At 69.2% G+C, this 25,791-nt stretch carries 25 protein-coding genes; 7 read left to right on the top strand and 18 right to left on the bottom strand.

The window, feature by feature from the left end:
• The first annotated feature begins 19 nt into the window (after positions 1 to 19).
• Positions 20 to 697 (top strand): TetR/AcrR family transcriptional regulator, encoded by a 678-nt coding sequence (locus AT699_RS00290; RefSeq protein WP_024067338.1) that lies wholly within the window; start codon positions 20 to 22, stop codon positions 695 to 697.
• A gap of 43 nt (positions 698 to 740) precedes the next feature.
• Here AT699_RS00290 and AT699_RS00285 read toward each other — a convergent pair whose 3' ends face one another.
• From AT699_RS00285 to AT699_RS00260, 6 genes are all read right to left on the bottom strand, one after another.
• The gene (locus tag AT699_RS00285; protein ID WP_024067337.1) at positions 741 to 1,238 is read right to left on the bottom strand and encodes a nucleoside 2-deoxyribosyltransferase; all 498 of its coding nucleotides are present in this window, start codon (positions 1,236 to 1,238) and stop codon (positions 741 to 743) included.
• Positions 1,239 to 1,242: 4 nt separating this feature from the next.
• The gene (locus tag AT699_RS00280) at positions 1,243 to 1,812 is read right to left on the bottom strand and encodes a flavin reductase family protein (RefSeq protein WP_006389481.1); all 570 of its coding nucleotides are present in this window, start codon (positions 1,810 to 1,812) and stop codon (positions 1,243 to 1,245) included.
• Between the two features lie 12 nt (positions 1,813 to 1,824).
• Positions 1,825 to 2,277 (bottom strand): nuclear transport factor 2 family protein, encoded by a 453-nt coding sequence (locus AT699_RS00275; RefSeq protein WP_006389482.1) that lies wholly within the window; start codon positions 2,275 to 2,277, stop codon positions 1,825 to 1,827.
• 157 nt (positions 2,278 to 2,434) lie between these two features.
• Complete coding sequence (locus AT699_RS00270) at positions 2,435 to 3,046, bottom strand: NAD(P)-dependent oxidoreductase (RefSeq protein WP_006389483.1); 612 nt, start codon at positions 3,044 to 3,046, stop codon at positions 2,435 to 2,437.
• Between the two features lie 166 nt (positions 3,047 to 3,212).
• Entirely contained in the window at positions 3,213 to 4,139 is a 927-nt protein-coding gene (gene panE / locus AT699_RS00265) for a 2-dehydropantoate 2-reductase (RefSeq protein WP_024067336.1), read from the bottom strand.
• A 125-nt stretch (positions 4,140 to 4,264) separates the two neighbouring features.
• Positions 4,265 to 5,179: a VTT domain-containing protein gene (locus AT699_RS00260; protein WP_024067335.1), complete on the bottom strand. Its 915-nt coding sequence runs from the start codon at positions 5,177 to 5,179 to the stop codon at positions 4,265 to 4,267.
• A 451-nt stretch (positions 5,180 to 5,630) separates the two neighbouring features.
• On the opposite strand from AT699_RS00260, the gene AT699_RS00255 reads away from it, so the two are divergent.
• From AT699_RS00255 to AT699_RS00235, 5 genes are read left to right on the top strand one after another with little or no spacing between them, the layout of a single operon-like run.
• Positions 5,631 to 6,662: a BMP family protein gene (locus tag AT699_RS00255; RefSeq protein WP_024067333.1), complete on the top strand. Its 1,032-nt coding sequence runs from the start codon at positions 5,631 to 5,633 to the stop codon at positions 6,660 to 6,662.
• Positions 6,659 to 8,188 (top strand): ABC transporter ATP-binding protein, encoded by a 1,530-nt coding sequence (locus tag AT699_RS00250; protein WP_024067332.1) that lies wholly within the window; start codon positions 6,659 to 6,661, stop codon positions 8,186 to 8,188. Before AT699_RS00255 ends, AT699_RS00250 begins: the two co-directional genes overlap by 4 nt.
• Positions 8,189 to 8,219: 31 nt before the next feature.
• Positions 8,220 to 9,293: an ABC transporter permease gene (locus AT699_RS00245; protein WP_006389488.1), complete on the top strand. Its 1,074-nt coding sequence runs from the start codon at positions 8,220 to 8,222 to the stop codon at positions 9,291 to 9,293.
• A gap of 10 nt (positions 9,294 to 9,303) precedes the next feature.
• Positions 9,304 to 10,254 carry an ABC transporter permease gene (locus AT699_RS00240; protein ID WP_006389489.1) on the top strand — a complete coding sequence of 317 codons (951 nt, stop codon included), beginning with the start codon at positions 9,304 to 9,306 and terminating at the stop codon, positions 10,252 to 10,254.
• A 16-nt stretch (positions 10,255 to 10,270) separates the two neighbouring features.
• Positions 10,271 to 11,551 (top strand): amidohydrolase family protein, encoded by a 1,281-nt coding sequence (locus AT699_RS00235; protein WP_024067330.1) that lies wholly within the window; start codon positions 10,271 to 10,273, stop codon positions 11,549 to 11,551.
• 14 nt (positions 11,552 to 11,565) lie between these two features.
• Here AT699_RS00235 and AT699_RS00230 read toward each other — a convergent pair whose 3' ends face one another.
• The 9 genes from AT699_RS00230 to AT699_RS00190 are packed head-to-tail and all read right to left on the bottom strand — an operon-like array spanning position 11,566 to position 19,821.
• Entirely contained in the window at positions 11,566 to 11,952 is a 387-nt protein-coding gene (locus AT699_RS00230; RefSeq protein WP_024067329.1) for a RidA family protein, read from the bottom strand.
• Positions 11,949 to 13,112 carry an NAD(P)/FAD-dependent oxidoreductase gene (locus AT699_RS00225; RefSeq protein ID WP_024067328.1) on the bottom strand — a complete coding sequence of 388 codons (1,164 nt, stop codon included), beginning with the start codon at positions 13,110 to 13,112 and terminating at the stop codon, positions 11,949 to 11,951. The genes AT699_RS00230 and AT699_RS00225 overlap by 4 nt, the downstream gene beginning before the upstream one ends.
• 9 nt (positions 13,113 to 13,121) lie before the next feature.
• Positions 13,122 to 14,567, bottom strand: a complete 1,446-nt coding sequence (locus AT699_RS00220; RefSeq protein ID WP_024067327.1) for an FAD/NAD(P)-dependent oxidoreductase — start codon at positions 14,565 to 14,567, stop codon at positions 13,122 to 13,124.
• A complete protein-coding gene (locus tag AT699_RS00215) occupies positions 14,564 to 14,872 on the bottom strand; it encodes a (2Fe-2S)-binding protein (RefSeq protein WP_006389495.1) in 309 nt (102 codons plus the stop codon). The genes AT699_RS00220 and AT699_RS00215 overlap by 4 nt, the downstream gene beginning before the upstream one ends.
• Positions 14,856 to 16,013, bottom strand: a complete 1,158-nt coding sequence (locus AT699_RS00210; RefSeq protein WP_006389496.1) for an NAD(P)/FAD-dependent oxidoreductase — start codon at positions 16,011 to 16,013, stop codon at positions 14,856 to 14,858. Before AT699_RS00210 ends, AT699_RS00215 begins: the two co-directional genes overlap by 17 nt.
• Entirely contained in the window at positions 16,013 to 16,813 is an 801-nt protein-coding gene (locus tag AT699_RS00205; protein ID WP_024067326.1) for an ABC transporter permease, read from the bottom strand. Before AT699_RS00205 ends, AT699_RS00210 begins: the two co-directional genes overlap by 1 nt.
• 1 nt (position 16,814) lies before the next feature.
• Positions 16,815 to 17,681, bottom strand: coding sequence for an ABC transporter permease (locus tag AT699_RS00200; protein WP_006389498.1), 867 nt, complete (start codon positions 17,679 to 17,681; stop codon positions 16,815 to 16,817).
• On the bottom strand, positions 17,678 to 18,733 hold the full coding sequence (locus AT699_RS00195) for an ABC transporter ATP-binding protein (protein WP_006389499.1): 1,056 nt from the start codon (positions 18,731 to 18,733) through the stop codon (positions 17,678 to 17,680). The genes AT699_RS00200 and AT699_RS00195 overlap by 4 nt, the downstream gene beginning before the upstream one ends.
• Before the next feature lie 56 nt (positions 18,734 to 18,789).
• A complete protein-coding gene (locus tag AT699_RS00190) occupies positions 18,790 to 19,821 on the bottom strand; it encodes an ABC transporter substrate-binding protein (protein ID WP_024067325.1) in 1,032 nt (343 codons plus the stop codon).
• 231 nt (positions 19,822 to 20,052) lie between these two features.
• Here AT699_RS00190 and AT699_RS00185 point away from each other — a divergent pair, with 231 nt between their 5' ends.
• Positions 20,053 to 20,850 (top strand): GntR family transcriptional regulator, encoded by a 798-nt coding sequence (locus AT699_RS00185; RefSeq protein ID WP_024067324.1) that lies wholly within the window; start codon positions 20,053 to 20,055, stop codon positions 20,848 to 20,850.
• Here the strand turns inward: AT699_RS00185 and AT699_RS00180 are convergent.
• Genes AT699_RS00180 through AT699_RS00170 form a run of 3 tightly spaced genes read right to left on the bottom strand, consistent with a single transcriptional unit; the run spans position 20,837 to position 25,638 of the window.
• A complete protein-coding gene (locus AT699_RS00180) occupies positions 20,837 to 22,567 on the bottom strand; it encodes a hydantoinase B/oxoprolinase family protein (protein WP_024067323.1) in 1,731 nt (576 codons plus the stop codon). The genes AT699_RS00185 and AT699_RS00180 overlap by 14 nt on opposite strands.
• Positions 22,560 to 24,617: a hydantoinase/oxoprolinase family protein gene (locus AT699_RS00175; RefSeq protein ID WP_024067322.1), complete on the bottom strand. Its 2,058-nt coding sequence runs from the start codon at positions 24,615 to 24,617 to the stop codon at positions 22,560 to 22,562. Before AT699_RS00175 ends, AT699_RS00180 begins: the two co-directional genes overlap by 8 nt.
• Positions 24,618 to 24,657: 40 nt before the next feature.
• Positions 24,658 to 25,638: a Bug family tripartite tricarboxylate transporter substrate binding protein gene (locus AT699_RS00170; RefSeq protein ID WP_058207200.1), complete on the bottom strand. Its 981-nt coding sequence runs from the start codon at positions 25,636 to 25,638 to the stop codon at positions 24,658 to 24,660.
• Between the last annotated feature and the right edge of the window lie 153 nt (positions 25,639 to 25,791).

Here is a 25,791-nt window from a genome sequence, read left to right as displayed (position 1 = left end):
CTCGCTTTCCCCGAACCCAATGACGGCCATCCCGCAGCCCCGTAAATCGCCGCGCCAGCAGCGTTCGCAACAGACCGTGGACACCATCCTGCAGGCAACAGCTCGCGTTCTGGCCGAGTACGGCTACGCCGGCACCAACACCAACCGGATCGCCGAGACAGCCGGGGTCAGCGTCGGTTCGCTGTACCAGTACTTCCCGAACAAGAACGCGCTGATCGCGGCGCTGCACGACCGCCACGACAAGCAGATGCTGGCGCTGATCGACGAGGTGCTGGACGGCAACCCCGCGGCCACGCTGCGCGAGCGGGTCGCGGCCATCGTCGCCGCCTCGCTGCGCGCGCACCTGCTGGAGCCGGCGCTGCACCGCGTGCTGGAACGCGAATTCCCGCTGTTCGACCAGCCGCGCGATCACAGCCGCGCCGACCAGGACATCCACCGCCGCATGCGCCACCTGCTGGAGCTGCATCGCGCAGAGATCGCGCAGCAGGATCGCGAGCTGGCGACCTACGTGGTGTTGCGCATCATGGAGTCGCTGGTACACGCGGTGGCGCTGGAGCCGCCAGCCGGGTTCGATCCGCGGCAACTGGAAGGGGCGGTGGTGGATGCGGTGATGGGATACCTGGGCACGCCGACCGCCAGCGTCAAGGCCCGGCCCCGCGCCACGGCGCGCAAGCCCGGCCGCGCCGGCGCGGCCTGAGGCCCGGGACGACGGCCAGCGCCGACGGGGCGCCGCTGGCGCCCTAGCCGCGCGCCATGCGGGCCAGGCAGTCGGCCGCGTCGCCCACCACGATGCGGGCGCTGCAGGCCAGCATCAGGTTCAGGTTCAAGCCGAAGTCCTCGACCGTGTAGCCCTGCGCGTCCACCGCGCGCGCCGCGTCGTCGGCGGCCACGCCCACGGCGACCTGCTCACGCACGCTGCCGGCCTGCGACGTATAGCCCCACACCGGCTTGCCCAGGGCGATGGCGTAGCCGACCTCGAAGGCCGTGCCCGAATCGGGCTCGGCGCCACGGAATGGATTGAGATTCGCCATCACCAGGTCGGCGCGCTGGATCATCGCCACGTTGGCCTGGTAGATCCATTGCGCCAGCGCGGCGCCGGACAGGCCGGGCGGCGGCGTGTTGTCCAGCGGGTAGAGTCCCTCGAAACCGTGCGCGGCCGCCAGCGCCTTGAGCCGCTCGCCATGCGCCACCGCGTCGGGCAGGAACACGTCGAAGCCGGCAAGGTAGACGCGGCGCATGGGCTTACTCCGGATCAGCGACTGAAAACGCTTCGCCGGTGGCGAAGAACGAGCCGCCCGCGACGTAGTGCACCGAGCGGCGCGCGTCGTCGTTGAAATGCCAGCGATTGCCGGAGAACACGTCGGGCGCGGCCCAGGCGGCCACCACCTCGCCGATGAACAGGTCGTAGGCCTGCTGGTTGTGCGGCTCGGGCACCACCTTGCATTCGAGCCAGCCGAGGCAGCCTTCGATCAGCGGCGCGCCGATCCTGCGGGCGGGAAAGGTGGCCAGGCCGCTGGCCTGGAACTTGTCTTCGTCGCGTCCCGAGTGCGAGCCAACCTGCAAGGTGGCCTGGGCCTGCGCGCGCGACGGGATGCACAGCGCGAATTCGCCGGAGGCCTCGATCAGCGCGCGGGTGTAGGTGTTCTTGTCCACCACCACCAGCATCTTGGGCGGGCTGAAATCCAGCGGCATGGCCCAGGCCGCGGCCATGACGTTGCGCTCGGCGCCGTGGGCGCTGGTGACCAGCACGGTGGGGCCGTGGTTCAGCAGCAAGTAGGCGCGTGGCAGGTCGACGGGTTCGATGGCGGACATGATTTACCGGTCTCAGAACATGCCGTTCTTGTTGGCGGGGTTTTCCGGGATTTCCTGGCTGACGTCCCAGTGCTCGACGATCTTGCCGTTCTCGACCCGGAAGATGTCGACCACGGCCTGGCCGCGGTCTTCGGGGGATTCGCGCCACAGGTTGTGGATCATCACCAGGTCGCCCTCGGCAATGACACGCTTGATGTCGACGCTGGCCTGCGGATGCTGCTCGAAGTAATGGGGGAAGAAGTCCACCATCGGCTCGACGCCATCGCGCATGTAGGGGTTGTGCTGGATGTAGTTCTTGCCGACGTACAGGCGCACCGCCTCGTCGATGTCGCGGTCCTGGAACATCATGCGGAAAAACGCCACCACGATGTCCTTGTTGGACTGCGGCGCGGCGGCCTGGGCCGGCGCCACACAGCTGGCGGCCAGCAGCAGGCAAAGGGCCAACGATTTGAACTTCATGCTCATACTGACTACTCGGGGGATCGTGACGCCGGCTGGCGGTTTGCCAGTTTACAAACAAAACCGGCCGATTCGACCCTGCCGCCATTGCGGCTTTCGCCTGAAAAATGACGCGGCCCCTTGTGTCCAAGGAGCCGCGTCGGGCGATCCGGAGCGGGCGGGATCAGTAGCCCACGGTAAAGCGGCGGCGCGAGTGCTTGGGGGTCTCGATCTCGTCGGCCAGGGCAATGGCGTAGTCTTCCATCGAGATCCAGCTCTTGCCGCCGGCATCGACCAGCAGGCTGTCGTCGCCTAGGCGGAAGGCGCCGGTGCGTTCGCCCGGCTCGAACAGCGCCGACGGCGACAGGAAGGTCCAGTTCAGCACCTTTTCCTGACGCAAGACGTCCAGGAATACCACGCCGGCGCGCGCCTCGGGCTTGTAGGCATCGGGGAATTCCGGCGTGTCGATCAGCATCTTGCCGGGGGCCACTTCCAGGCTGCCGGCGCCGCCGACCACCAGCAGGCGCGGCACGCCGGCGTCCTTGACGGCGGCCAGCAGCGGCTTGGCGTCGGCCGACACGAAGCGCGAGGCGCTGACCACGGCGTCATGGCCCTTGAGCAGCGGCGTCAGCGCCTGCGGATCGGTGGCATCGCCCTGTTCGATGGTCAGGCCGGGCTGGGCGTTGACGTCACCCAGGTTACGGGCGATGCCCGTGACCTGGTGGCCGCGCTTGAGCAGCTCGTCCGCCACGCGCGAGCCGACACGGCCCGTGATTCCGATCAATGCGATTTTCATGGTCTTGCTCCTGGAAGGTGGGCCCCGGACGGTGGCCGCGACGTGCGGCGCTGTGCGGTCCGGAGCACAGGCAAACCCATACTATTCGGCCGGATCGGATCCAGGAACCCACGGGCGTGGAAGAGTTTTTTGCAATCCATGCACCAATGGGCCCGGGTCACCGCCATCAGGCCGCCGCGCGCTGCGCCTGGTAGACCTGCAAATGCGCGTAGGCCGTGCGCAGCGTGGTGGCATCCACCCCCAGCGTGCGCGCGCGCCGCACCATGTCGCCGACGATGTGGTCGGCCTCGACCGGCAGCCCCTGGCGCAGGTCGCGGAACATCGAGGCGGTCATGGCCTGGGACGGGTCGGTCAGGATCTTGAGCGCATTGGCGTCGGCCTCGGGCCGCACCGCGTGGCCGCTGGCGGCGGCGACCGCCTGCGATTCGCGCAGCAGGCCGCGCACGATGTCGGCGCCGTCGTCGGTGGCGGCGATCTGGCCGACCGTGCCGCGCATCAGGCAGGTGGCGGCGGCCAGCGTCGTCAGGAACACGTATTTTTCCCAGATGTCCTGGTAGATGTTTTCGCTCAGGCGGCTGACGTATTCGCCGCCGGCCAGGGCCTCGGCCAATGCCTCGCAGCGGGCGCTGCGCGCCGGGCCGGCGCGTTCGCCGAAGACGATGCTGGCGTGCTTGCCCAGGTGGATCACCTGGCCTTCGGGGCCGAGCGTGGCGTTGATCTGGCACAGGCCGCCCAGCACGCGGTGCGGCTCGAATTCGCGGTCCAGCACGTCGTACTGCAGCACGCCGTTCATGATGGGCAGCACCGCGGTGTCTGGGCCGACGGCGGGACGGATGGCGTCGATGGCGCTTTGCAGGTCATAGGCCTTGCAGCTGAGCACCACCACGTCGTAGAAGCCCTTCAGCGTGTCGGCGGTGGCCAGTTGCGGTTGCAGCGTGGCGTCGCCGAACGGGCTTTCGATGCGCAGCCCCTGCTCGCGCAGGCGCGCGGCGCGGGCCTCGCGCACCAGGAAGGTCACGTCCGCGCCCGCCTGGGCGGCGCGGCCGCCGAAATAGCCGCCGGTACCGCCGGCGCCCAAGAACAACAACTTCATGCCTGTCTCCCTGGCCCGTCAAAGGCGCGGGCCGATGGAGCCATTATGCGCCCGTGGCGGCGCCGGGCGCGGGCCGCAACCGCGCGGGCGCCCATGGCTCGGACAGACGCCGCCGCGGCACGTCGTCAGGCCGGATGCGCGTGCCGCGCCCAGGCCTCGTAGCCGCCGCGCAGGGCCCAGGTGTTGGGATAGCCGGCGGCGCGCAGGCGCGCGGCCAGCATCGCGGCCGAGACCTCGTTGGGGCAGGCGCAATAGACCACGATGTCGGCCTCCTCGCTGCCCGCTTCCAGGGCCGGCAGCGGCGCGCGCAGGTCGACGGCGATGGCGCCGGGAATGCGGTCTTCCTCGCGCACCGCCTCGGGGCGCACGTCGAACACCAGCGCCTGACGGCCGTCCTGGCGCCACTGCATCAGCTCGTCCACCGACAGCCGCGGAATCACGCGCAGGTTGCGCTTGAGGATCCAGCGCCGCAGGGCGCGCGCAATGATGTACAGCGCCAGCACCGCGGCCAGCAGGGCCAGGCCCATCGGCCCGTAGGTGCCCAGCACGTCCAGCACGTCGTTGACCACGCTGTGGAACAGCCCGCCCAGCAGCAGCGCCGAACCGGCCCAGATCATGGCGCCCACCAGGTCATACGCCAGGAAGCGGCGGTACGGCGTGCCGGTCAGGCCGGCCATCACGGTGGACAGGGCGCCGGCGCCGGGCAGGAACTTGCACACCAGCAGGGCGCGCACGCCGATGCGCAGATACAGCCGCTGGGTCTGGCGGATGCAGGAATCCTGCGACAGCGACATCTTGCAGATCACGCCCAGCAGGCGCGAGCCGTAGCGCTGGCCGGCCGCGTACCAGAGCGAGTCGGCCAGCAGACAGGCGACGGTGGCCGCCAGCCACGGCACCAGCCAGCCGGCCGCGCCGGCCAGGGCGCCAGCGGCGATCAGCATGGGATAGGCGGGCACGGGCAGGCCCGCCTGCTCGACCAGCACGTTGGCGAAGACGAGCCAGCCGCCGTACTGCTCGAGCAGCAATTGAATGTCTTGCATGATGGATTCCGGCTTGCCGCGCAAGGACGCGGCGCTATGCAGGGAATTTTAGGCCCGCGGCCGCGCCGATGGCCGCATGGCGATAGGCTTCCAGGGCCTTTCGGGCCCTTTTCAGCCGCAACAGGCTGTTCCACGCCGAAAAGTGTCCACGCACCGCGACGGTGCGCACCATCCTGGTGCCACGTTTCCCCGCCGGGGTGCCTATAATTCCGCCCGGCCATCAGGATTCCCCCGACTTGTCGCGGGATTGCCCCATGGCATACAACTTGCTTCGCCAGGACTGGCCGCGAACCCGCCCATTCGGATGGGGCGCGCCGCCCCGGCGCTCCCCCCATCCGATGACCGATCCCACGCCTTCGACCCCGCCCGCCCACGCGTGCCGCACCGCGACGTCCGGACATCGCCGCCATCCCTCCCATTTCCTATCCCTCTTCGCGAAGGAGACTTGCGCATGAAATCCCTTTCCCTCCCGGCCGCCGGCGGCATCGCCCGCCGTGGCCTGCTGAAGCTGGCCGCGGCCGCCGCCGGCGCGCTGCTGCTGTCGGCCGGCGCCCAGGCCCAGGCGCCCGCCAAGACCAAGGTTGCCGCCATCTACACGGTGCCGGTGGAACAGCAATGGGTGTCGCGCATCCACAAGGCGCTGACCGCCGCGCGCGACCGGGGTGAAATCGAATACACGTTCTCGGAAAACGTCACCAACGCCGACTACGAGCGCGTCATGCGCCAGTACGCCGAGCAGGGCAACAAGCTGGTGGTGGGCGAGGCCTTCGCGGTCGAGGCCGCCGCCCGCAAGGTGGCCAAGGACTACCCGCAGACCGCCTTCCTGATGGGTTCCTCGGGCAAGCCGCAGCAGCCCAACTTCTCGGTGTTCGACAACTACATCCAGGAACCGGCCTACCTGACCGGCATGATCGCCGCCGGCATGAGCAAGACCGGCAAGATCGGCCTGGTGGGCGGCTACCCCATCCCCGAAGTGAACCGCCTGATGCAGGCCTTCATCGAGGGCGCCAAGGAAATCAACCCCAAGACCGAATTCACCGTGACCTTCATCGGTTCGTGGTTCGATCCCCCGAAGGCCAAGGAAGCCGCCTTCGCCATGATCGACAAGGGCGCGGACGTGCTGTACGCCGAGCGCTTCGGCGTGTCGGACGCCGCCAAGGAACGCGGCAAGCTGGCCATCGGCAACGTCATCGACACCCAGCCGCAGTACCCCGAGACCGTGGTGGCCTCGGCGCTGTGGAGCATGGAGCCGACCATCGACGAGGCGCTCAAGCAGGTCAAGGCCGGCACCTTCAAGGCCGCCGACTTCGGCCAGTACTCGCTGATGAAATACAAGGGTTCGTCGCTGGCGCCGCTGGGCACCTTCGAAAGCAAGATCCCCGCCGACCTGATCGCGAAGGTGCAGGCCAGGCAGAAGGCCATCCTGGACGGCAGCTTCAGCGTGCAGGTCAACGACAAAGAACCCAAGTCGTCGGCACGATGAATCAAGCGCCTCTCGCCCTGCGGCTGGCAGGGATCACCAAACGCTTCGGCAGCCTGACGGCCAATGACGATGTCTCGCTGACGCTGGCGCAAGGCGAAGTGCTGGCCCTGCTGGGCGAGAACGGCGCCGGCAAATCGACCCTGGTGTCGATCCTGTTCGGCCACTACGTGGCCGACGCCGGCAGCATCGAAGTCTTCGGCCAACCCTTGCCGCCGGGCCGGCCCGACGCCGCGCTGGCGGCGGGGGTCGGCATGGTGCACCAGCACTTCACGCTGGCCGACAACCTGACCGTGCTGGACAACATCATGGTCGGCACCGAATCGCTGTGGAAGCTGGCCTCGGGCCGCGGCCCGGCGCGCCGCCGCCTGGTCGAGCTGGGCCAGCGCTTCGGCCTGGGGGTGGATCCGGACGCGCGCGTCGGCAGCCTGTCGGTGGGCGAGAAGCAGCGCGTCGAGATCCTCAAGGCGCTGTACCGCGGCGCCAAGGTGCTGATCCTGGACGAACCCACCGCCGTCCTCACGCCGCAGGAAGTGCAGGACCTGTTCGCCACGCTGCGCGGCTTCGTCGACGAGGGCCTGGCCGTCATCTTCATTTCGCACAAACTGGACGAGGTGATGGCCGTGTCGCGCCGCGTCGCGGTGCTGCGCCAGGGCAAGCTGGTGGCCGAGCGCGAGACCGCCGCCACCACGCCGGCCGAGCTGGCCGAGCTGATGGTGGGCCGCAAGGTCGCCATGCCGCACGCCGAAGCCATGGCGGCGGCCGGCCAGGCCGCGCCGGTGGTGACGCTGTCGCAGGTCACCGTGCGCGACCCGCGCGGCGGCGCGCCGCGCCTGGACAGCCTGGACCTGGTGGTGCACAAGCATGAGATCGTGGCCATCGCCGGCGTCGCCGGCAACGGCCAGCAGGCGCTGGTGTCGGTGCTGACCGGCCTGCGCCAGCCCGCCGACGGCACCATCCGCCTGGGCCCCGAACACGCCGCCGCGCCCACCACGCCGGCCGGCTGGACCGCCGCGCACGTGGGCCGCATCCCCGAGGACCGCCACGGCGAAGGCATGATCGGCGACAGCCCGCTGTGGGAAAACGCCATTGTCGAAGATCTGAAGGACCCGCGCTTCTCGCGCTTCGGGCTGATCCGCGCCAAGGCCGGCCGCGCCTATGCGGCGGCGCTGGCCAGGCAGTTCGACGTGCGCGCCGCTTCGCTGGATGTGCGCACCCGCAGCCTGTCGGGCGGCAACATGCAGAAGCTGATCCTGGGCCGCACCCTGGCGCGCGAACCGCGCTTCATCGTCGCCGACCAGCCCACCTGGGGTCTGGACATCGGCGCGGTGGCCTACGTGCGCGAGCAGTTGCTGGCCGCGCGCCGGCGCGGCGCCGGCATCCTGCTGGTGTCGGAAGACCTGGAAGAGATCTTCGCGCTGGCCGACCGCATCGCGGTGCTGTGCGGCGGCAAGCTGGTCGCCGACAAGCCGGTCGCGCAATGGACGCCCGCCACCGTCGGGCTGGCCATGACGGGCACGCGCGCCTGACGCCGCGCCCCCTCTACTGAGCATTTCTCGAATGAAACTGATCCTGGAACGCCGCCCCGAGCCCAGCCGCGCCGCGCTGGCCCTGGCCCCGATCGCGGCCATCCTCTTTACGCTGGCGGTGTGCACGCTGCTGGTGGCCTGGGCCGGTGCGCCGGTGGGCCGCACCTACGCGCTGCTGTTCGAAGGCGCGTTCGGCTCCAAGTTCGCGCTGTCCGAAACCCTGACGCGCGCCACGCCGCTGATGCTGACCGGCCTGGCCTGCGCCGTGGCTTTTCGCGCGCGCTTCTACAACATCGGCGCCGAAGGCCAGCTGTACCTGGGCGCGCTGGCCGCCGTGGCGGTGGGCGGCCTGCACGACGGCACCGGCTTCGACCTGCCCCTGCCGGCGCTGTTCGGCGGCATGATGCTGGCGGCGGCGCTGGCCGGCGCCTTGCTGCTGCTGATCCCGGCGCTGCTCAAGACACGCCTGGGCGTGGACGAAGTGGTGACCACGCTGCTGGGCAACTTCATCGTGCTGCTGTTCGTCTCGATGATGCTGGACGGTCCCATGAAGGACCCGATGGCGATGGGCTGGCCGCAATCGGTGGCGCTCAACCCCGACCTGGAGCTGGGCAAGCTGATCGAGCGCACCCGCGCCCACACCGGGCTGCTGTGGGCCGCCGGCCTGGCGCTGGGCCTGTGGCTGCTGAACCGCTACACCGTGTTCGGCTTCCAGATGCGCGCGGTCGGCGCCAACGCGCACGCCTCGCGCTTCCTGGGCCTGCCGGTCAATCGCGTGATGCTGGGCACGGCCATGCTGTCGGGCGCGCTGGCCGGACTGGCCGGCGCCATCGAGGTGGCCGGCCGCACCGGCTACGTCACGCTCGACATGTCGCCGGGCTATGGCTACACCGGCGTGGTGGTGGCCATGCTGGCCGGCCTGCATCCGCTGGGCGTGATCCTGGCCAGCATTTTCGTGGCCGGCATGCTGGTGGGCGCGGACAGCATGAGCCGCGCCATCGCGGTGCCGAACTACATCGCCGACGTCATCGTCGCCACGTCGTTGCTCGCCATGCTGGTCGCGACGCTGTTCGCGCAGTACCGCCTGCGTCGCAACCGGGCTTGAGGAGCACGCCATGGAATGGATGGACCTGTTGAGTTCCGCGGCCTTCTGGGTCGCGGTGTTGCGGCTGGCGACGCCGCTGATCCTGGGCACGCTGGGCGTGCTGCTGTGCGAGCGCGCCGGCGTGCTGAACCTGGGCATCGAAGGCATCATGGCCGCCGGCGCCTTCACCGGCTGGCTGGTGGTGTACCTGGGCGCGCCGCTGTACGTGGGCGTGCTGGCGGCCGCGCTGGCGGGCGCCGTGTTCGGCCTGCTGCACGCGGTGCTGACGGTGCCGCTGGGCCTGTCGCAGCACGTCTCGGGGCTGGGCGTGACGCTGCTGGCCACCAGCCTGAGCTACTTCGCCTACCGCGTCACCTTCCCCAGCGTGAACACGCCGCCGACGATCACGCCGTTCGCCGAGATGAAGTTCCTGGACGGCATTCCGCTGATCGGCCCGGTGCTGGCCGGGCAGACGCCGATGACGCTGCTGGCGCTGGCCGCGGTGCCGATCCTGGCGTGGGTGCTGAACCGCACCCCGGTCGGCCTGGCGATCCGCATGGTGGGCGAGAACCCCGCCGCCGCCGAGGGCCAGGGCCTGTCGGTGACCAGGCTGCGCATGGGCGCCATCGTCGCCGGCTCGGCGCTGATGGGCGTGGCCGGCAGCTTCCTCACGCTGGCGGCCTTCAACGCCTTCTTCTTCAACATGGTCAACGGCCGCGGCTGGGTCTGCGTGGCGCTGGTGGTGTTCGCCTCGTGGCGGCCCGGCAAGGCGCTGCTGGGCGCCTTGATCTTCGCTTTCTTCGACGCGCTGCAACTGCGGCTGCAGCAGGGCGGGGCGGCGCTGCCGGGCCTGCCCGAGCTGCCCTATCAGGTCTACCTGATGCTGCCCTATATTCTGTCCATCCTGGCCCTGGTGGTGATGGCGCGCCGCGCCGCCTACCCGCAGGCCCTGATGAAGCCCTACCGCAAGGGCGAACGGTAATCCACAAGGTTTGACTATGCTCGATCTGATCCTCAAGAACTGCACGCTGCCGGACGGCCGCCAGCACATCGACATCGGCGTGGCCCAGGGCCGCATCGCGGCGCTCGAACCGGCGCTGAAGGCCGAGGCCGCGCAGACCATCGACGCCGCCGGCCAGCTGGTGACTTCGCCGTTCGTCGACGCCCACTTCCACATGGACTCGACCCTGTCGTTCGGCCTGCCGCGCGTGAACCAGTCGGGCACGTTGCTCGAAGGCATCGCGCTGTGGGGCGAACTCAAGCCGCTGCTGACGCAGGAAGCGCTGGTCGAGCGCGCGCTGGCCTATTGCGACTGGGCGGTGGCGCGCGGCCTGCTGGCGATCCGCTCGCACGTCGACGTTTGCGATCCGCGCCTGCTGGCGGTGGAAGCGCTGCTGCACGTGCGCGAGAAGGTCAAGCCGTACCTGGACCTGCAACTGGTCGCCTTCCCGCAGGACGGCGTGCTGCGCGCGCCGGGCGCGCTCGACAACCTGAAACGCGCGCTGGACATGGGCGTGGACGTGGTCGGCGGCATTCCGCACTTCGAGCGCACCATGCAGGACGGCGCCGAATCGGTGCGCATCCTGTGCGAACTGGCCGCCGAACGCGGCCTGCGCGTGGACATGCACTGCGACGAAAGCGACGACCCGCTGTCGCGCCACATCGAGACGCTGGCCTATCACACGCAGCGCCTGGGCTTGCAGGGCCGCGTCACGGGCTCGCACCTGACCTCGATGCACTCGATGGACAACTACTACGTGTCCAAGCTGATCCCGCTGATGCGCGAGGCCGGCGTGTCGGCCATCGCCAACCCGCTCATCAACATCACGCTGCAAGGCCGCCACGACACCTACCCGAAGCGCCGCGGCATGACGCGCGTGCCCGAGCTGCTGGCCGCCGGCGTGCCGGTGGCGTTCGGCCACGACTGCGTGATGGACCCCTGGTACAGCCTGGGTTCGGGCGACATGCTGGAAGTGGCGCACATGGGCCTGCACGTGGCGCAGATGACCGGCCAGGACGCCATGCGCGCCTGTTTCCAGGCCGTCACAGCCACGCCGGCGAAGATCCTGGGCCTGGACGAGACCGGGCTGGAAGTGGGCAAGCGCGCCGACCTGGTGCTGCTGCAGGCGCGCGACCCGGTCGAAGCGCTGCGCCTGCGCGCCACGCGCCTGATGGTGCTGCGCGCCGGGCAGGTGGTGGCGACGACGCCGCCGGCCACCGCCACGCTCAACCTGCCCGGCCGTCCGGGTCAGGTCAGCTTCCAGACGCCGGCCCGCTGACTCGCCCGGCGGGATCAGGCTTCCGACATCGGCCCGCCGACGTAACCCGGCCGCCTGGCGGCCGTGACGATGATCTCCACCAGCAGGTCGGGCGAGGCCAGCTTGGCCTCGCAGGTCGCGCGCGTCGGCAGCGCATTGGCCGGCGCCCACTCGGCCCACACCGCGTTCATGCCGGCGAAGTCGCGTTCGATGTCCTTGAGCCAGATCTGCACCGACAGCAGGCGCGTCTTGTCGGTGTCGGCCCGCTTCAGGTAGCCGTCGATCTTGGCCAGCACGTCGCGCGTCTGCGCGGTGATGCCGCCTTCGGCCGACGAGGTCACGCCCGCCACGTACACGGTGTCACCGTGGATCACGATGCGGCTCAGGCGTTCGTTGGAATCCTTGCGCACGATATCAGTCATGGGTGCTGCTCCTTGGGGGTGGATGCCGGCGCGCCCGTGGCGCCGGTGAAACGGTCGATGGCGAACGGCGCGATCGGCAGGTCGGTCGCGCCGGTGGTGATCAGATCGGCCATGATACGGCCGACGATCGGGCCCAGCTCGAAGCCGTGGGCCGAGAAGCCGAAGGCGTGGAAGGCGCGGTCATGGCGCCGGCTGCGGCCGATCACCGGAATCTCGTCGGGCATGGCGGCCTCGATGCCGGCCCAGCCGCGGTTCACGATGGCGTGCCGCATATGCGGAAACAGGTCGCACACCGTGCGCGCGCCCTCGGCCAGCGAACGGAAATCCAGCTCGGTCCATTCCGCGTCGCGATCGACCCAGGCGCGGCGGCCGCCACCGATCAGCACCGTGCCGTTGGCGCGCTGCTTGAACGACAGCGGCCGGCCGGTGCCCAGCACCACCGCGTCCAGGAAATGATCCATGCGCAGCGTCACCAGCATCATCGGGCTGATGGCGGCCAGCGGCACCGGCTCACCCCATTCGGCGGCGATGCGGTCGGCCCAGGCGCCGGCGCAGTTGAGCACCTGCGGCGCGGTGTAGGTGCCGGCGTCGGTCTCGATCCGCCACTGGCCATTTTCATGCGCGGTGCGCAGGACCCGCACGCCTTCCAGGAAGCGCGCGCCCAGGCTGGCGGCCTTGCGGCGGAACGCCAGCGTGGTGCGGTAGGGGTCGGCGGCCGCGTCGTCGCGCGCGATCAGGCCGCCGCGCACCGTGGGCGCCAGCGCGGGAATCATCGCCAGCAATTCGTCACGATCGATCCATTGCTCGTGCGTGTAGCCATGCTGTTGCATGGTAGCCAGGCGCGCGCGCAGCGCCGCCACGTCGGCCTCGTTCTCGGCCACGCGCACCTGCCCGTGCTGCTCGAAACCGCAGTCGTCATCGACCAGTTCGCCGATGCGGTACCAGAGCTCGCGCGAGGCCAGCGCCAGCGGCACTTCGGCCAGGTGCCGCGCCAGGGTGCGCACGCCGCCGGCGTTCACGCCCGAGGCATGGCGGCCGACGTAGTTCTTCTCGATCACCAGCGCCGGCACGCCGGCGCGCGCCAGGTGCAACGCCGCCGAACTGCCGTGCAGGCCGCCGCCGATGATGATGACGGCGGCCGAGCGCGAAGCGTCCGTCATGGCGGGCTCCTATTTCTTCAGCCGCACCACCGCCTGGCGCGACTCGTCGGTCTGCGGCAGCGACGCCAGCTCGCCCAGCGTCAGCGGTTTGGTCGGAAAGCGCAGGCGGTAGTAGCCCACTTCCGGCACCGGCACGCCGCGTTCCTCGGCGATGATCTCCGACACCGTCAGGCCGCAGAAGCGTCCCTGGCACGGCCCCATGCCGCAGCGCAGGAAGGCCTTCATCTGGTTCGGACCGCTGCAACCGAGCTTGACGGTGTCGCGCACCTGCGCCGCCGTCACTTCCTCGCAACGGCAGACGATGGTGTCGCCGGTGGGGCGGCGGAAGGTCTCGGGCGCCTTGTACAGGGCATCGAAGAACTCGCGTCCGCGCACCGACCGCGCCAGCGCGGCACGCGGCGCGGCGGCCTCGTTGTCGCGCCGCCCCGCGTCGATGCGGCCCAGCAGATGCGCGGCCTGCAACGCCGCCAGCCGGCCGCGCTGTTCAGCCGCCAGCGCGCCGGCGATGCCGGCGCCATCGCCCGCCATGCCTACGCCGTCCACCGAGGTCAGGCCCCACTCGTCCACGTCTGGCTCCCAACAGTCCAGCGCCGTGTTCCAGCGATGCTCGGCGCCGATGGCGCGCGACAGGTTGACGTTGGGCACCACACCCTGGTGCAGCATCAGCTGCTGTGCAGGCAGCGTCTTGGTTTCTCCCGCCGCGGTGGTGTAGCGCACGCTTTCCAGCTTGTCCTGCCCCAGCGCTTCCAGCGCCGTCACGCCCTTGATGATGGGAATCGCCGCCTTGACGGCGCGCAACAGCGACAGCCCTTTGCCCAGATACGGCGAGCGCAGGAAATCCCACACCTTGGGCAGGGCCTGGCGCAGGCGCCCGGCCGGCGTGGTTTCGAGCAGCGCGTCGACCCTGACGCCGGCGTTCAGGTACTGCCAGGCCACCAGGTACAGCAGCGGGCCGCAGCCGGCCAGCACGGTACGGTCGGCCGGCACCACGCCGGCGGACTTCAGCAAGATCTGCGCCGCGCCGGCGGTGATGACGCCGGGCAGCGTCCAGCCCGGAATCGGGAACGGCCGTTCCTGCGCGCCGGTGGCCAGCAGCAGGCGCCGCGCATGCAGGATGCGCGCTTCGCCCGCCACCGAATACGCCACCTCGAAACCGCGCTGCGGCTCGGGCGCGGTGCGCTCGGCCACCGCCCACACGGTCGCGCCCGGCACATAACGCGCGCCCGACTGCCGGAACGGCTCGACCAGGGAGGCGCCGTGCCAGTAATCCGGTCCCAGCACCGCGCGGTCAGTGACCGGCGTGGTGGTGATGGCGCGGTAGATCTGTCCGCCCGGCGCGGGTTGCTCATCCAGCAGCACCGTGTCCACCCCCAGCCGGGCGGCGGTGGTGGCGGCGGCCAACCCGGCGGGGCCCGCGCCCACCACCAGCAAATCGCATTGCGTCGTCTCGATCATGCCTGCACCTTGCGCGCGCCAAGCTGGCGCTCGATCTTCATGCCGTCACGCACGGCCGTCATGCAGCCCTGCTGGTTGGCCTGGCCGTCGATCGTGACCAGGCAGTCGTAGCACACGCCCATCATGCAATAAGGGCCGCGTGGCACTTCGCCCACCGCGGTGTCGCGACAGGCCTGCATACCGCCGGCAAAGAGCGCCGCGGCCACGCTGTCGCCGGCGCGGCACTGCAGTTCGGCGCCGTTCACCGTCACCCGCACCGGCGCGCCCTGCGCCTGGCGCTGCGCCTCGTCAAGCCTCTTGAACATGGAACCTCCGGGTCGAGAAGGGCGCCATGTCGTCGGCCAGCTGGCCGGCGGCGATCATGGGCGCCAGTTTGAGCGCGTGCGCGGCCGCCAGGGTGACGCCGCTGTGACAGGTGGCGACGAAGGCGCCGGGGCACGTCTCGGATTGTTGATAGATGGGGAAACCGTCCTTGGACATCACGCGCAGCGCGGCCCAGCTGCGCACCACGCGCACCTCGCGCAAGGCGGGCAGCGTGCGCACGGCGCGGTCGGCCAGCGTGCCCAGGATCGGCAAGCCCACCTGGTTGTCCACATAGCCGGCCTCTTCCTGCGAATCGCCGATCAGCCAGGTGCCTTCGTCGGTCTGGCGCAGCGTCGATAGCGGCGTTTCCAGCAGGCGGCGGGTGCGCTCCAGCACCACGATCTGGCCGCGCTGCGGCCGCACCGGCACCGCCAGGCCGACCTGTTCGCCCAGCGCCTTGTTCGACAGGCCGCTGGCCAGCACCAGCTTGCGCGCCCGCACCGTGCCGGTGGGCGTGGTCACCTCGAACACGCCGTCGCGCTGGCGGACCTGCTGCGCCGGGCAGCGCGGCAGGTAATCCACAGCCCGCTGTGCAAAACTCATGTGCAGCGCCCGCAGCAGCTTGAGCGGATTGGCGATGCCGTCGACCGGCGTCCAGGTGGCGCCGCGCACCTCCGGGCCGATGCCGGGCACCATGTCGGCAAGCTCGTGGCGGTCCAGCATTTTCCAGTCGTACTGCGCCATGCCGGGCTGCGCCAGCAGCGTGCGCATGAAGGTGGCGCGCGCTTCCATCTCTTCGTCGCTCAACAGCGCGTGCAGGCCGCCGCGCTGTTCCAGGTGCACGTCCACGCCGGTCTGCTCCCGCAGCTCGGCCGCCAACTGCGGCCAGGCGCCGGCCGAGGTCATGGTCCACACGCCGTAGCGCGGCAGGCCCATGCCCTTGCTCTGCACCCAGACCAGGCCGAAGTTGCCGCGCGAGGCGCGGTAGGCCACGTCGCCTTCGTCCAATACCGCGACGTGGTCCAGTTCGCGCCGCAGCCCGTAGGCCACGGCCGAGCCGACCAGGCCGCCGCCGATCACCACGGCGTCGTAGACGCCGCGATGCGCCGGCGCGCGCGGCGCCTGTTGTATTTCTTCCGTCATTAGCGTCCCTTTCCGACAAACAGCTTTTCCAGGCCGACCAGGCGGTCCAGGATGAAGATGGCGATGATGGTCACATAGATCAGCACGGCCGACACCGCCGTCACCAGCGGGTCGATGGTGTCCTCGATGTGCAGGAAGATGCGCACCGGCAGCGTGGTGGTGGAGGGAGAGGCGATGAATATCGACATGGTCAGCTCGTCGAAGCTGGTGATGAAGGCGATCACCCAGCCGCTGACCACGCCCGGCAGCAACAGCGGCAGCACCACGCGCCGGAACGCCGTCCAGTGGGAAGCCCCCAGCGACTGCGCCGCGCGTTCCAGCGCCGGGTCGATGCCGGTGGCCGAGGCCAGCACCAGCCGCAGCGCATAGGGCATCACCAGGATCACGTGCGCCACCACCAGTCCCACGTAGGTGCCGGCCAGGTCCACCGTGGTGAAGAATTTCAGGAAGGCCAGGCCCAGCACCACGTGCGGAATCATCAGCGGCGACAGGAAGAACGCCACCAGCGCCTCGCGGCCGCGGAAGCGGTTGCGCGCCAGCGCGAGCGCGCTCGGCACCGCCAGCGCGATCGCCAGCGTGGCCGACAGCGTGCCCAGCCCCAGGCTGAACCAGAACGCCTCGATGAAGCGCGGGTTGTCCAGGATGGCGCGGAACCAGCGCAGCGACAGCCCCCCGCTGGGCAGCGAGATGAAGCCCTCCGAGGTGAACGCCACCGCGCACACCATCACGATCGGCGCCAGGATGAACAGGATGAAGATGGTGTGGAACAGCAGGCCGATGGGGCCGTTGCGAAAGTTCATGTCAGGCCCCCGACGGATTGAAGACCGCGCCATAGCGACGCTCGATCAGCCGGTTGGCCGACAGCAGCACCACCACGGTCGCCACCAGCAGCACCACCGCCAGCGCCGCGCCCAGCGGCCAGTTGAGCGTGTTGAGGAACTCGTCGTAGGCGGCGGTGGCCACGTTCTTCAGGCGCCGGCCGCCGATGATGGCCGGCGTGGCGAAGGAACTGGCGGCCATCGCGAACACCATGATCGAACCCGACAGGATGCCCGGCATGACCTGCGGCACGATCACGCGACGGATCACGGTGAACTGGCTGGCGCCCAGCGACAGCGCGGCGGCCTCGGTCGACGGATTGATCCGCTGCAACGACGCCCACACCGCGATCACCATGAACGGCACCAGCACGTGCGTCAGCGCGATGCCCACGCCCAGGTTGCTGTACATCAGGTCGATCGGCGTGGACACCAGGCCGATGCCCATCAGCGCCTTGTTGATGAGACCGGTGGACCCGAACAGCAGCGCCCAGCCCAGCGTGCGCACCACCACCGAGATCAGCAGCGGCCCCAGCACCACCATCAGGAACAGGCCCTTCCACGGATTGGCCATGCGCGACAGCACGTAGGCCTCGGCCGTGCCGAGCACCAGGCATGCCAGCGTCACCAGCGCCGCCACGCCGAAGGTGCGGGCATAGATCTCGTAGTAATAGCCGTCGCTGAAAATCTCGATGTAGTTCTTCCAGGTGAAGGTGGCCTGCATGCCGCCGTAGAACTGGAAGTCGAAGAAGCTGATCAGCAGCACCAGCGCCATCGGCACCACCAGGAAGGTGGCGTACACCGCCAGCGCCGGCGCGCTCAGCAGCCAGGGGTTGGCGCGCGCGCTCATTTTGCCGGCTCCTGGCCGGCCACCGCGCACATGTCCTGCGCGCGCCAGCGCAGGTGCACGGTCTCGCCCTCGGCGGGCACCGGCACGCCATCGTTCTGGCGGATCACCATGACTTCGCCCACCGAGGTCTCGACCTGGCACAGCCAGTGGTTGCCCTGGAACACGCGCGTCTTCATGCGGCCGGGCAGGGCACAGGCGCCGGCCTCGGCGAACAGGATTTTTTCCGGCCGCACGATCACCGCGCCCTGCGGCACGGGCTGCCCGTCCATGGCGATGTGGGCCTCGCCGATGCGCGCCCGCACCTCGCCGTCATAAGACTGCGGCGAGGGCGTGAATACATTGGCCTTGCCCAGGAAGCCGCCGACGAAGCGGTTCGACGGCCCTTCATACGCGGCGAACGGCTCGGCCACCTGCTCGACCCGGCCCTGGTTCATCACCACGATGCGGTCGGACAGCGCCAGCGCTTCGGACTGGTCGTGCGTCACCAGGATGGTGGTGGTGCCGACGGTGCGCTGGATGCTGCGTAGTTCCAGCTGCATTTCCTCGCGCAGCTTGGCGTCCAGGTTCGACAGCGGCTCGTCCAGCAGCAGCACGCTGGGGCGGATCACCAGCGCCCGCGCCAGCGCCACGCGCTGCTGCTGGCCGCCCGACATGCGCGCCGGGTGGCGATCGGCCAGATGCGACAGGCCCACCAGCTTGAGCGCCTCGGCCACCCGCGCCTGCCGCTCGTCCTTGCCGACCCGCTGCATCTCCAGGCCGAACGACACGTTCTCGGCCGCCGTCATGTGCGGGAACAGCGCGTAGTTCTGGAACACCATGCCCAGCCCGCGCTTGTTCGCGGGCGTCCTGCTGACGTCCTTGCCGTCCAGCACGATGCTGCCGCCGCTGGGCTCGACGAACCCGGCGATCATCTGCAGCGTGGTGGTCTTGCCGCAACCCGACGGCCCCAGCAGCGATATGAATTCGCCGCGTTCGACCGACAGGCTCAGGTCCTCGACCGCCGTCAGGTCGCCGTAGCGCTTGGACAGGCGGTTCAATACGAGATAACTCATGGATGCTCCCGCTGGCGGCGCGCCCGCGCCGCCGTTGCGTGCTGGTGTACGAAACCTCAGCGCTCGATTTCACGCGTCCAGCGCTTGTTCCAGTCGTCCCGGTTCTGGTTGACGGTGTCCCAGTCGATCACGATCAGGTCGGTGGCGCGCTTGCCGATCGGCAGCGGCACGCGCGGATCGTCGGCCACCTTGGCCTGCTTGTTGACGGGGCCGTAGCCGTAGGCGCTGGCCAGCTGCTCCTGCACCTTGGGACTGACCAGGTAATTGACAAAGGCCTGCGCCAGCGGATTGGCATTGGGCTTGGCCACCGGGCACACCGACGACAGCAGCGCGTAGGCGCCTTCCTGCGGATAGACGAAGCCCACCGGGAAGCCGGTGTCGGCGAAGGCCTTGACGCGGCCGCTGCCCCACACGGCGATGGTGGCCTGGCCGCTGGAGAACAGCTCGGTCATCTTGCCCGGCGACGGTTCGTACACCAGCACGTTGGGGCCGACCTCGTCCTTGAAGGTCTTGAAGCCGGCGTCGATCTTTTTCTCGCCGCCGCCGCCCTCGCGGGCGTATTCCACCAGCGTGTGCAGGCCGTAGGTGTTGTTCAGCGGCGGCACCACCAGCTGCTTTTTGTACTTGGGATCCTTCAGGTCCTTCCACGAGGTGGGCGCGGCCCACTTGCGCTCGTCGAAGACCTTCTTGTTGTACATGATGCCGGTGGCGACGATGCCGATGGCAACCGCCTTGTCGTCCTTGTAGCGCGCGGTGCCGTAGATATCGTCGGCCGGCAGGCCCTGGATCGGCGCGCAGAAGCCCAGCGCGATGGCTTGATACATCGGGCCGTCGTCGATGATGGCCACGTCGATCTGCTGGTTGCTTTTCTGCGCCTGCAGGCGCGCCACCGTATTGGTGGAGTTGCCGGCCACGTAATCCAGCTCGACGCCATGCTGCTTGGCGAAGGGCGGGAAGATGTCCTTGCGCATGATGTCTTCGAACGAGCCGCCGTAGCCGGCCACCACCAATTTCTGCTGCGCCTGCGCCGTGGCGCATACGCCGACGGCCACCGTGGCCGCCGCCAGGACTGCGAGTACCTTGCCCATGAAAACCCCCGTTTATTGGAAGAGAACTGCAAGAACTGCCGGTGCTGCCTGAATCCGGGGATGGACTCGCCGCAGAAAAAAATGCGGACCCGCTTGCCCCGCGACCTCATGTCCGCCGTACAATTTGTCCGTACATGAATGTCCGGACAAATAATGGATCCGCGGGGCAGGCCCTGTCAATGGGTTATTGTCCGTACAAACCCCGATAGAACGAGAAAAGGAGCCACCCCCATGACCCGATCCTCCGAACGCGCGTCCGACCCGGCCGCCGCGCGCGAGGCCCGCGGCCAGGCCACGGGGCCGGACGACGAGGCTGGCGGCCCGCGCTACAAGAGCATCTACCAGCAGTTGGCGCGCGACATCGGCAGCGGCCGCTATCCGGTCATGACGCTGCTGCCGACCGAACACGAACTGTGCGAACAATTCGGCGCCAGCCGCCACACCATCCGCGAGGCCATCCGCATGCTGACGGTGGCCGGCATGGTGTCGCGCCGCCCCGGCGTCGGCACGCGCGTCGAGACCGCCCACGCCAGCACCCGCTTCACCCAACGCATCTCGCAGTTCCCGGACCTGCTGCAATACGCGCGCAACGCCGCGCTGCTGGTGCAGGACGTGCGCACCGTCAAGCTCACCAAGCGGCTGGCCGAGAGCCTGGGCGCCGAGCCCGGCCAGCCGTGGCTGCACATCAACTCCATCAAGACGCTGGGCGACCAGGACACGCCGGTGGCGTGCACGCTGATCTACGCCGATCCGGCGCATTCCGACCTGCGCGCCGACATCCAGCCGCGCATTTCGCTGCTGCGGCTGATCGAGGACCACTTCGGCAACCGCATCCACGAGGTCAACCAGGAGTTCTCGGCCACGCCCATCGCGGCGGGGATCGCCAGACAGCTCCAGGTCGAACCGCAGACGGCGGGCTTCGTCATCACCCGCCGCTACTACGGCAGCGGCGGGGTGCTGCTGCTGGCCACGATCACCACTTTTCCGCATGACAAGATGAAGTACTCGATGTCGCTCAACGTGGCGTAGCGGGGGCTTCGTAGCCATAGGCCGCGCGCGCCGCTGCCGGGCTGATCTTGCCGTCGGCCAGGTCGCGCTCGATGCGGTTGCGGGCCCGCTCGGCCACGGGGCCATAGCCGCCCGCGCCCGGGGTCTCGATGCGCACGCTCTCGCCCGGCGCCAGCGTGATGTTGGCGGTCTTGGAGAACAGTTCCTCTTGGGCGGGCGTGCCGAAATTGCGCACCAGCCGAGCTCGACGGCCATCGGCGCCACCCGCCACTCCCGCGGCCACGCCCACGGTATGGCTGTCGGAACGCGCCGAGAACACGATGCCGGGCCCGACCGCGCGGATCTGCTTGGCGATGCCCATGCCGCCGCGGGTGCGGCCGGCGCCGCCGGAATCCTGGATCATGGCGTACTCGTCCATCAGCAGTGGATACTCGTTTTCCAGCGCCTCCACCGGCAGGTTGGACGTATTGGTCATGTGCACGTGCACCGCGTCCATGCCGTCGGCATCGAAGCGCGCGCCGGCGCCGCCGCCCAGCGTTTCCAGGTACACGAAGTGGCCGGCGCGCTCGCGCCAGCGGCCCGAGAACACGATGGCCGGGCAGCAGTCGTTGCTGGACGCCATGGTCTTTTCCGCCGGCAGCAGGCCGCGGAACGCGCCGAAGATCGCGCCCGCCACTTTCTGCGCGGTGATCGAGCGCGCGCCCACCGCCGCCGGATGCTCGGGGTTGGTGATGGTGCCCACCGGCGCCGACACGCTGATCGGATCGAACAGGCCGGCGTTGGGCGCCAGGTCCGGATCCAGCAGCGCCTTGACCGCGTAATACACGCAGGCTCGCAGCGCGTTGAACGGCAGGTTCATGGCGCCGCGCGCCTGCTTGCCGGAGCCCTCGAAATCGAAATGCAGGCGGTCGCGGCTGACCGTCAGCGTCACCTGGATCGGCACCGGATCGCCGCCCATGCCGTCGTCGTCCAGGTCGCTGCGGAAGGTGTAGCTACCCTGCGCCAGCTCGCCGATGCGGTTGAGCAGGCGGCGGCGGGTGTAGGTGATGACGTCCTCGACCGAGCGCAGCACCGCCTCCAGCCCCATCTGCCGGATCAGGCCCTGCACGGCGGCCGCGCCGCGGCGGTTGGTGGCCATCTGCACGCGCAGGTCCAGCACCCGTTCCTCGGGGTCGCGGGTGTTGGCGCAGATCAGGCGCAGCAGATCTTCGTCCACCTCGCCGGCGCGCGCGATGCGGCTGGCGGGAATGCGGATGCCTTCCTCGAAGATCGACTTCAGGCCGCCGGCGATCGAGCCGGGCACCGCGCCGCCCACGTCCGAATGGTGGGCGATGTTGGCGGCGAAAAAGCGCAGCGTGCCTTCCCAGAACACTGGCGTGACGATGTTGATGTCGGGCAGGTGGCTGCCATCGGCCAGGTAGGGGTCGTTGCAGATGAACACGTCGCCGTCACGGATCTGGTCGGCCCCAAAGGTGCGCAGGATCGCGCCCATGGCGCCGTCCAGCGAGCCCAGGTGCAGCGGAATCTGCGTGCCCTGCGCCACCAGCCGGCCGGCGGCGTCGAACAGCGCCACCGAGCAGTCCTTGCGTTCCTTGATGTTGGTCGAGAACGAGGCCCGCACCAGCGTGTTGTTCATGTCTTCGGTGATCGATAGCAGGCGGTTGCAGAACACCTCCATGCCGACCGGATCGGCCAGGGCAACGCCGCTGTCTTGATTGGCTTGATGGGCTTCACGCATGGGAGCCTCCTTGCAAACGGATGATCAGGTTGCCGTAGGCGTCGACCTCGACGTCCTGGCCGGCGCCGACCACGGTGGTCGAGCTCATTTCCTCCAGCAGCGCCGGGCCGCTGAAGCGCACTCCGGTGGGCACGCGGTCGCGGTCATAGACCGGCGTATCCAGCCAGCCGTGGCGCTCGCCGAAGTAAGCGCGGCGTTCGCCGATGCGTGCGCCGTCCAGCGTGCCATCGACCTGGCGCGGCGCCAGCGGCGCCTTCACCACCTGGCCCACCGCCTGCATGCGGCAGTTGATGATCTGCACCTTGCGGTCGTCGACGGTGTAGCCGTATTCGCGCTCGTGCGCCTCGGCGAAGCGGCGCGCGAACTCGGCGTAGCCGCCGGCGCCGGTATCGTCCAGCGCCACCTGCACTTCGAAGTTCTGGCCCTCGTAGCGCGCGTCGATGGCGCTGCGGTACAGGCGCAGCGCCGGTTCCACGCGTTCTTCTTCCAGCCAGCGCTCGGCCTGATCGCGCAGCCCGTCGAAGATCGTCGATACGCCGTCCCAGCTTTCCGCGCTGGCCAGCGCGATCTCGCTGCGCACGAAGTCGAACGAGATGTCGCTGAGCAGGATGCCGCGCGCGCACATGGTGCCCGGCTCCTGCGGCACGATCACCGTGGGGATGCCGCATTCCTCGGCCACCTCGACCGCGTGCAGCGGCCCCGCGCCGCCATAGGCATACAGGGCGAATTGCGACAGGTCGTAGCCGCGCTCGGTCGACACGGCGCGGATGGCGCGGCTCATATTGGCCGCTGCGATGCGCAGGATGCCTTCGGCCGCGGCCTCGCGCGTCAGCCCCAGCGGCCGCGCCACGCGTTCGTCGATCACTTGGCGCGCGGCCTCGGCATGCACCGGCATGCGGCCGTTCAGCAGCGCCACCGGATTCAGGCGCTGCAGCGCGATCTCGGCATCGGTGATGGTCGGCTCGGTGCCGCCCCGGCCATAGCCCACCGGTCCCGGCACCGCGCCGGCGCTATGCGGCCCAACCTTCAACGCGCCCGCGTCGTCGAGCCAGGCAATGCTGCCGCCGCCCGCGCCGATCACGTGGATGTCCACCATCGGCGTCTTCACCGGATAGCCCGCCACCTGGCGATGCGAGGTGAACAGCGGCCGGCCATCGCAGATCAGCGACACGTCGGTGCTGGTGCCGCCGACGTCGAACGTCACCAGGTTCAGGCTGCCGATGGCGCGGCCCACCGCGGCCGCGCCCACCACGCCAGCGGCCGGCCCTGACAGGCAGGTGCGCACCGGATACTGGCGCACCGTGGCGATCGACATCAGGCCGCCATTGGAATGGATGGTGTGCGGCTCGTGGCCGATATCCAGCTCGCGCACGCGCTGCAGGAAGCGTTCCAGGTAGCGCGCCATCTTCGGCCCCACAGCGGCGTTCAGCACCGTGGTCGACAGGCGCTCGTATTCGCGAAATTCCGGCAGCACGTCAGACGACAGGCTGATATACGCATCGGGCATTTCCTCGGCCACGATGCGCGCGGCCTGTTGCTCGTGCGCCGGGTTGCGGTAGGCATGCAGAAAGCAGATGGTCACCGCGTCGATGCCGGCGGCGGCAAAGCGCCGCGCCGCCGCCCGCACCGCGTCCCCATCCAGCGGTGTCAGCACCTCGCCTTGCGCGTTGACGCGCTCGGCCACTTCGGCGCGGAACTCGCGCGGCACCGCCACCGGCGGCTTGCCGACGCTGTAGTCGTACAGGTGCGGCCGCGTCTGCCGGCCGATCTCCAGCACGTCGCGAAACCCCTGCGTGGTGATCAGGCCGACGCGCGCGCCCTTGCGCTCGATGATGAGGTTGGTCGCCACCGTGGTGCCATGGCCCACGTGCGACACCTGCGACGGCGCCACGCCGTGACTGGCCAGCATCTGCCCGATGCCGGTGGCGATGGCTTCCGATGGGTCCGACGGCGTCGACGGCACCTTGTGAAAATGCACGATGCCTTGATCTTCGTCGATCATCGTGAAGTCGGTAAACGTGCCTCCGACGTCTATCCCTATGCGATACATGCTTGTGCTTCCCTGAAAGAAAAGAAGGGCGCGGCCGCGCTCAGTCCAGCTTGATGCCGGCCTGCTTGACCACGCCGCACCATTTGTCGATTTCGCTCTTGATCATGGTGCCGAAGGCCGGCCCGGCCACGTCCGAGACCTGCGCGCCCTGTTGTTCCAGATAGGCCTTCATGGCGGGCGCGTGCAGCGTCTGCGCCAGCGCATCGGTCAACTTGACGCGCAGCGGCTCGGGCAGCTTGGCCGGGGCCAGCATGCCGAACCACACCATCGCCTCGTAACCGGGGTAGCCGGACTCGGCCACCGTCGGCACGTCGGGCAGCATCGGCGAGCGTTGCGGCGAGGTCACCGCCAGCGCCTTGATCTTGCCGTCCTTGATGTATGGATAGGACGTCATCACCACGTCCATCATCATGTTGATCTGGCCACCCACCAGGTCGATCAACGCCGGGCCCGAACCGCGGTAGGGCACGTGCACCATCGACACGCCGGCCGTGCTCTTGAACAGTTCGGCGGCCAGGTGGTTGGAGGTGCCCTGGCCGTTGGAGGCGAACGAGTATTTCTCGGGCTCTTTCTTGAGCAGCGCCACGAACTCCCGCAGGTTGTTGGCCGGCACCGACTGGTTCACCGACATGACGTTGGGAATGGTGGCGACGACGGTCAGCGGCGTGAAATCCTTGAGCGCGTCGTACGGCAGCTTCGAATACACGCAGGGCGCGCTGCCGTGCGTGCTGACCGAGCCCATCAGGATGGTGTAGCCGTCGGCCGGCTGGCGCGCCACGTATTCGGTGCCGACGGTGCCGCCGGCGCCGGGCCGGTTCTCGACGATGACGTTGGCCGACAGGCGCTGGCCCATGCCTTCGGCGATCTTGCGCGCGATCAGGTCTGTCGAGCCGCCCGCCGCGAACGGCACCACGATGCGGATCACCTTGTCGGGCCACTCGGCGCGGGCCGGTAGCGCGGCGGCGGCCAGCGCGGCCGCCCCCAATGCAAGACAGCAACTGCGAATGAACGCTGCGTTCATGACTTCCCCTTGTTGATAGAACTTCCTTGCGGCCCGATCATGGATGCCGAGCCTGAGAGGCATTGCCCCGGGTTCACTGCAACAACGGGAACATCCTAGGCCTGGGCGGCGCGCGCCAGCAGTCCTTGCGGTTTATATTGATATAGATGCCAT

The organism is Achromobacter xylosoxidans, from assembly GCF_001457475.1.
In the GTDB taxonomy this organism is placed as follows: Bacteria; Pseudomonadota; Gammaproteobacteria; order Burkholderiales; family Burkholderiaceae_B; genus Achromobacter; species Achromobacter xylosoxidans.
Note: the sequence above shows the minus strand (reverse complement) of the source record. Positions and strands in the feature narration are given on the sequence as shown.

What these genes read in the sequence shown, in the direction of transcription:
- AT699_RS00255 (WP_024067333.1), top strand. Translation starts at nt 5,631, where the DNA reads ATGAAATCCCTTTCCCTCCCGGCCGCCGGCGGCATCGCCCGCCGTGGC.
- AT699_RS00245 (WP_006389488.1), top strand. Translation starts at nt 8,220, where the DNA reads ATGAAACTGATCCTGGAACGCCGCCCCGAGCCCAGCCGCGCCGCGCTG.
- AT699_RS00285 (WP_024067337.1), bottom strand. Translation starts at nt 1,238, where the DNA reads ATGCGCCGCGTCTACCTTGCCGGCTTCGACGTGTTCCTGCCCGACGCG.
- AT699_RS00170 (WP_058207200.1), bottom strand. Translation starts at nt 25,638, where the DNA reads ATGAACGCAGCGTTCATTCGCAGTTGCTGTCTTGCATTGGGGGCGGCC.
- AT699_RS00205 (WP_024067326.1), bottom strand. Translation starts at nt 16,813, where the DNA reads ATGAACTTTCGCAACGGCCCCATCGGCCTGCTGTTCCACACCATCTTC.
- AT699_RS00225 (WP_024067328.1), bottom strand. Translation starts at nt 13,112, where the DNA reads ATGACGGACGCTTCGCGCTCGGCCGCCGTCATCATCATCGGCGGCGGC.
- AT699_RS00185 (WP_024067324.1), top strand. Translation starts at nt 20,053, where the DNA reads ATGACCCGATCCTCCGAACGCGCGTCCGACCCGGCCGCCGCGCGCGAG.
- AT699_RS00235 (WP_024067330.1), top strand. Translation starts at nt 10,271, where the DNA reads ATGCTCGATCTGATCCTCAAGAACTGCACGCTGCCGGACGGCCGCCAG.
- AT699_RS00180 (WP_024067323.1), bottom strand. Translation starts at nt 22,567, where the DNA reads ATGCGTGAAGCCCATCAAGCCAATCAAGACAGCGGCGTTGCCCTGGCC.
- AT699_RS00220 (WP_024067327.1), bottom strand. Translation starts at nt 14,567, where the DNA reads ATGATCGAGACGACGCAATGCGATTTGCTGGTGGTGGGCGCGGGCCCC.
- AT699_RS00190 (WP_024067325.1), bottom strand. Translation starts at nt 19,821, where the DNA reads ATGGGCAAGGTACTCGCAGTCCTGGCGGCGGCCACGGTGGCCGTCGGC.
- panE (WP_024067336.1), bottom strand. Translation starts at nt 4,139, where the DNA reads ATGAAGTTGTTGTTCTTGGGCGCCGGCGGTACCGGCGGCTATTTCGGC.
- AT699_RS00280 (WP_006389481.1), bottom strand. Translation starts at nt 1,812, where the DNA reads ATGTCCGCCATCGAACCCGTCGACCTGCCACGCGCCTACTTGCTGCTG.
- AT699_RS00260 (WP_024067335.1), bottom strand. Translation starts at nt 5,179, where the DNA reads ATGCAAGACATTCAATTGCTGCTCGAGCAGTACGGCGGCTGGCTCGTC.
- AT699_RS00270 (WP_006389483.1), bottom strand. Translation starts at nt 3,046, where the DNA reads ATGAAAATCGCATTGATCGGAATCACGGGCCGTGTCGGCTCGCGCGTG.
- AT699_RS00195 (WP_006389499.1), bottom strand. Translation starts at nt 18,733, where the DNA reads ATGAGTTATCTCGTATTGAACCGCCTGTCCAAGCGCTACGGCGACCTG.
- AT699_RS00240 (WP_006389489.1), top strand. Translation starts at nt 9,304, where the DNA reads ATGGAATGGATGGACCTGTTGAGTTCCGCGGCCTTCTGGGTCGCGGTG.
- AT699_RS00200 (WP_006389498.1), bottom strand. Translation starts at nt 17,681, where the DNA reads ATGAGCGCGCGCGCCAACCCCTGGCTGCTGAGCGCGCCGGCGCTGGCG.
- AT699_RS00210 (WP_006389496.1), bottom strand. Translation starts at nt 16,013, where the DNA reads ATGACGGAAGAAATACAACAGGCGCCGCGCGCGCCGGCGCATCGCGGC.
- AT699_RS00250 (WP_024067332.1), top strand. Translation starts at nt 6,659, where the DNA reads ATGAATCAAGCGCCTCTCGCCCTGCGGCTGGCAGGGATCACCAAACGC.
- AT699_RS00175 (WP_024067322.1), bottom strand. Translation starts at nt 24,617, where the DNA reads ATGTATCGCATAGGGATAGACGTCGGAGGCACGTTTACCGACTTCACG.
- AT699_RS00290 (WP_024067338.1), top strand. Translation starts at nt 20, where the DNA reads ATGACGGCCATCCCGCAGCCCCGTAAATCGCCGCGCCAGCAGCGTTCG.
- AT699_RS00215 (WP_006389495.1), bottom strand. Translation starts at nt 14,872, where the DNA reads ATGTTCAAGAGGCTTGACGAGGCGCAGCGCCAGGCGCAGGGCGCGCCG.
- AT699_RS00230 (WP_024067329.1), bottom strand. Translation starts at nt 11,952, where the DNA reads ATGACTGATATCGTGCGCAAGGATTCCAACGAACGCCTGAGCCGCATC.
- AT699_RS00275 (WP_006389482.1), bottom strand. Translation starts at nt 2,277, where the DNA reads ATGAGCATGAAGTTCAAATCGTTGGCCCTTTGCCTGCTGCTGGCCGCC.